This is a genomic window from Thermoanaerobacterium butyriciformans (assembly GCF_017874545.1).
Classification (GTDB): domain Bacteria; phylum Bacillota; class Thermoanaerobacteria; order Thermoanaerobacterales; family Thermoanaerobacteraceae; genus Thermoanaerobacterium; species Thermoanaerobacterium butyriciformans.
Map to the genome: position 1 here is coordinate 1 of NZ_JAGGLT010000059.1, position 4,104 is coordinate 4,104.

Below are 4,104 nucleotides of genomic sequence, written 5' to 3' on the forward strand. Positions count from 1 at the left end.
ACCACATCTCCTTGTTTTTCTAGATTTGAACATCCTGTAAGAGCCGAAATAAGTAGTATTGTCATTATCCATTTTTTTGATATCATAAATATCACTCCAATATGCTTAAAAAGCATTCAGTAATTTCATTCAATCTAAAATAATCCACTCTGATTTGCACTTTTCTCCTTTGACGTACCACCACAGTATATTGCCTGAAATATTACCACCGCTTGTAATACCTGAATCTTTTAACTTCAATATCTCTCCTCTTTCTATAGAGTAAATGTATAAACCATCACCGTTAGTATTCCATGAAATAAATTTATCATTAAGCGAGCTATTCCAAACGCCTGTCATACCCCAATTTACAATAGTTTTTTCTTCTTTTGTCTTTATATTGTATAATTTTAGAATAGAATCGCCTGAATTCCATACTACATATGGAAATTTAATTGATGCACCACTAACTCTTAATCCTTCATCTAATATTCTTTTCTCGTTATTTTTAAGATTTACAAGAACCAATTTCCCATTTCTTGCCAGTGCTTTCATATCGATCTTCCCAATATCATATACAAGCCAATCCCCATCTAATCCTGGCTGCCCGAATTCTCCATCTTCAACATTTAATCTATCAATGATTTTATAAGTATTGTTTTTAATATCGTATAATTTGACAATTGCATTAACAGATTTCTCATCTTTTTCAAAAGCTGTCCATACAATTTTGTCGTTAGATGCAGATATCAGCGCTCCTAACAAAGTAGGCGTTTTTACTTTTGCATTTACAACTTTTCCCTTATCAATTTCTATGCGACGATTGTCATCTATATTCTTGGCATACAAAGCCCAATCGCTTTTTGTCATATCGTTGCTGGATTCAACATACACGATCCAATTTCCCATTACTTTTGCATCATAAATATTTTTAGAAATTCCAGCATTAATTTTAAACATTATTGAGCCATCGATTGAAGTGACAAAAATACTGTTGTCTACTTCAGGATTAACCTGCAAAAACACTTTTCTGCCATCATCAAGCACAGCTATTGGATGTGCATTTTCAATCGATGAGGTCTTTTTAGCCTCTAACTCATCAAGTATATTACCATTTGTTTTATCAATAATTATATTCTCATTGCTTAAGTCTGTCTTTGTACTTTTAATACTACAGCCACCAATTATTAGGATTATGATAATTAATAAACATAGTTTCACTTTATTCATAATAGCCTCCCAGACAAAGTGACTTTTATCTATATAGATTATGGTATTCCTTAAGTAAACACTTAAGGAATACCATGAAATCACCAAACTATTCCTCTTTCTGATACTAATTTCACCCATTTAGGTAGTTCCAAAGAGTGCTGGCCAAAAGTACCCACACGTCCATCATATGGATCAAAGTATACTCCATATTTACTATTATCTGAATTTAAATTATAGCCACTATATCCAATTCCTGTTACATAATGCCACCATGTTGATCCAGAATAACCTTCAAGATAACCATTTTCAGATGACATATGTGTATCTAATATAAATGGGTGTCCATCAATTGTGTCCCCAACGAAAGCATTCCAAATTGTTGTCTGACTGGGGCTCCAAGTAACTACATAATAAGTTGAATTTGTATAATTATTAAGCGTCGTTTTCCATGCGTCTCCAAAAGGAGTTTGACCATTATATCCCAAATCTTTCTTTAATGTATCTATAGATATATTTTTACCCCAGCTTAAGAGCAGATTATGAGCAGAAGTAGGTCCACATGTACTATTATCAGGCTGTGCAATATATCCAGAAGTACTTAATATTTTGCTTGGTGGTATTTGTGGATCACTCATAGGATTTACTTGTCCATTCGAAACTTTTTTGTTTAACACTTCTAATCGCTTTGCCATTTCAGCTATTTTTTGATCAGAGAGTTTTTTTGATTCAGCTGTTACTTCACCTATTGATTGCTCATTAGTAGAAAGATCTGCATAAGCGATTGTCACAGATAAAGCTAAAGATAAGCATAAAATGAGCGATACTAACCTTTTCATTTAAATCCAATCCTCCCTCATATTTAAGGGGAATATTTCATAATCCTTTTCCCCACCTCCATTTTCCGTATTTCCCCTTCTATATATATAAAAGCTAAATTTTTCTAAAAATATTCCACATCATAAAAATAATTCTTATCATTTTGCATATTATGCTCTTAACTCCCCATGCTTCACCTCTATTATAAAATTAGGAATTATAAATTTATCTATCAATCAATCCATGCCGTTCACATTTGGAAAATAGACATCATCTTCGCCGATTAAAGTTTTCGCTTTAGGCATATTATATTTTGATGCAACATTTCCTGCCGTATCAATTATTTCAATATCATTTATCGTTCTGTGCATAATCCCTATAAGTTTATCATCCTTCACAGCAAATACATACAATTCTGTCCCTTCATTTTTATGCACTGGTATACTTAAAAACAAAATATCATTATAGCTTCCTAAGATATCTATATATTCAGGAAATTCACTATTTAATGTTTCAGGTGCGTATTTCTTACGAAAATCAGATATGTTATTTATTATCTTATAACCTACTTTTTCGGTATACACTTCTATAGGATTAGTCTGCGTTCTTACGATAAAATTTTCTCCGATAGTAGCTGTACGATTAGCTAATGGTGGAAAGCTTGGTGATAACTCTATACCTTTAATAGGTCCAACTTCTTGCCATTTGATACTTTCTGATGCCTTATCATACTTTACAATAAATAATTTTCCACCACCTAATGTGAAACAAGGATAGAGCATTGCTGCACCATACCTTGTCTTAACTACCGACGTTACTGTTCCGCATTTTGTTGCTTCATACTCTTTACCATCATCTCCTTTAAAAGTATGAAGAGGAATTGTTATTTCTTTCTCCTCAGTCTTACCGCCATCTATTAATGTTAACTTATACCTATTTTTTTCATCGCTTTTTACCAACTTTACGTCTTGTCCCCATATCGTCTTTGGTTGAAAATAAAAATCCGCTTTTTTAACAAAGTTTTTGAATTTATCTGATACTTCTAAATAAGAAGGCAAAACTGCATGATTCTGTCCATCCCAAGCTATAGGGAATATCGTATATAATTCTTTATTTGTTATTATATTTTGTGGAATTTTATATAAGTTTTCATTCGTTTCTTTTATTCTATTAGTTTTTAAATTCCAGTAATATATATCCGCCTTAAAGCTTCCATCATCATCATTCAAAACAACAAATGGCACTTCAGTATTATTTTTCACTGCGTCAGAACAGCCAGAGAGTACAACAGACATAAGTAATAAAAATACAAGAGCTAATGAAGTTCTAAACGATTTAATCACATTATCTACCTCACCTCCATTTCCCGTATTTCCCCTTCTACATATATAAAAGCTAAATTTTTCTAAAAATATTCCACATCATAAAAATTATTTTTGTTATTTTCAAATGTTATGCTTCATTTTATATCAAATTTCTTGATCGCTTTTATTATTGCCTCAACAATATCCTGACTTATATCATCTTTTATGTCCATATCAACATTCCTCATGTTTTTCTTTATAAGAGGCTGAAATCGCAATATTATCTCTTGCATAGCATCTTTATCCCCTTCTTTAGCCTTTAAAATAATTTCAAAAAGGCTTTTATCTTTGCTCATACTTTCAAGAACCCTCCATAAACTTTTTTATTTTCTTAAGGGCTTTTTTCTTAATCTTGCTTATAGATGATTGTGATTTATTTAACATTTTAGCTACCTCTCTTTGTGGTATATCTTGCATTATATTTAGCATTACAACATTAAATTCTTCTATTTTCAGCAGTTCCTTAAATTTTGAAATCATTAATCTATCTATTATTTCATCTTCAATTAACACATTATCGTATATCGTACTGTCAATAATTTTCCCATCATTTTCGATATTGCCTTTGCAATCTGCCAAGTCTAATGTCAAAAGCTCTTTCTTTTTAATGTTATTGTATTTTTTTATTGCTTTTACTCCTTCATAATTAATAGATTTTTCAATAAACTTAATGAATGCAAATTCTACATCGCTCTCTCCCATACTCTTAACCTCCCACGCCTCACCTCTATTA

The 4,104-nt window shown here is 31.4% G+C and carries 5 protein-coding genes; all 5 read right to left on the reverse strand.

Features of this window, described 5'->3' with window-relative positions; translation table 11 throughout:
* Positions 1–129 precede the first annotated feature (129 nt).
* The 5 genes from J2Z80_RS14780 to J2Z80_RS14800 all read right to left on the reverse strand — a co-directional run bounded on the left by J2Z80_RS14780 (position 130) and on the right by J2Z80_RS14800 (position 4,073).
* Entirely contained in the window at positions 130–1,209 is a 1,080-nt protein-coding gene (locus tag J2Z80_RS14780; RefSeq protein WP_209455061.1) for a hypothetical protein, read from the reverse strand.
* An 80-nt stretch (positions 1,210–1,289) separates the two neighbouring features.
* On the reverse strand, positions 1,290–2,027 hold the full coding sequence (locus J2Z80_RS14785) for a C39 family peptidase (RefSeq protein ID WP_245301379.1): 738 nt from the start codon (positions 2,025–2,027) through the stop codon (positions 1,290–1,292).
* A 216-nt stretch (positions 2,028–2,243) separates the two neighbouring features.
* Entirely contained in the window at positions 2,244–3,350 is a 1,107-nt protein-coding gene (locus tag J2Z80_RS14790) for a hypothetical protein (RefSeq protein WP_209455062.1), read from the reverse strand.
* A 116-nt stretch (positions 3,351–3,466) separates the two neighbouring features.
* Entirely contained in the window at positions 3,467–3,667 is a 201-nt protein-coding gene (locus J2Z80_RS14795) for a helix-turn-helix domain-containing protein (RefSeq protein WP_209455063.1), read from the reverse strand.
* Positions 3,668–3,671: 4 nt separating this feature from the next.
* Entirely contained in the window at positions 3,672–4,073 is a 402-nt protein-coding gene (locus J2Z80_RS14800; protein ID WP_209455064.1) for a sigma factor-like helix-turn-helix DNA-binding protein, read from the reverse strand.
* Positions 4,074–4,104 lie beyond the last annotated feature (31 nt).

Bases quoted from the DNA above. Each gene is read 5' to 3' on its own strand.
- J2Z80_RS14785 (WP_245301379.1), bottom strand. From the start codon at position 2,027: ATGAAAAGGTTAGTATCGCTCATTTTATGCTTATCTTTAGCTTTATCT.
- J2Z80_RS14795 (WP_209455063.1), bottom strand. From the start codon at position 3,667: ATGAGCAAAGATAAAAGCCTTTTTGAAATTATTTTAAAGGCTAAAGAA.
- J2Z80_RS14780 (WP_209455061.1), bottom strand. From the start codon at position 1,209: ATGAATAAAGTGAAACTATGTTTATTAATTATCATAATCCTAATAATT.
- J2Z80_RS14800 (WP_209455064.1), bottom strand. From the start codon at position 4,073: ATGGGAGAGAGCGATGTAGAATTTGCATTCATTAAGTTTATTGAAAAA.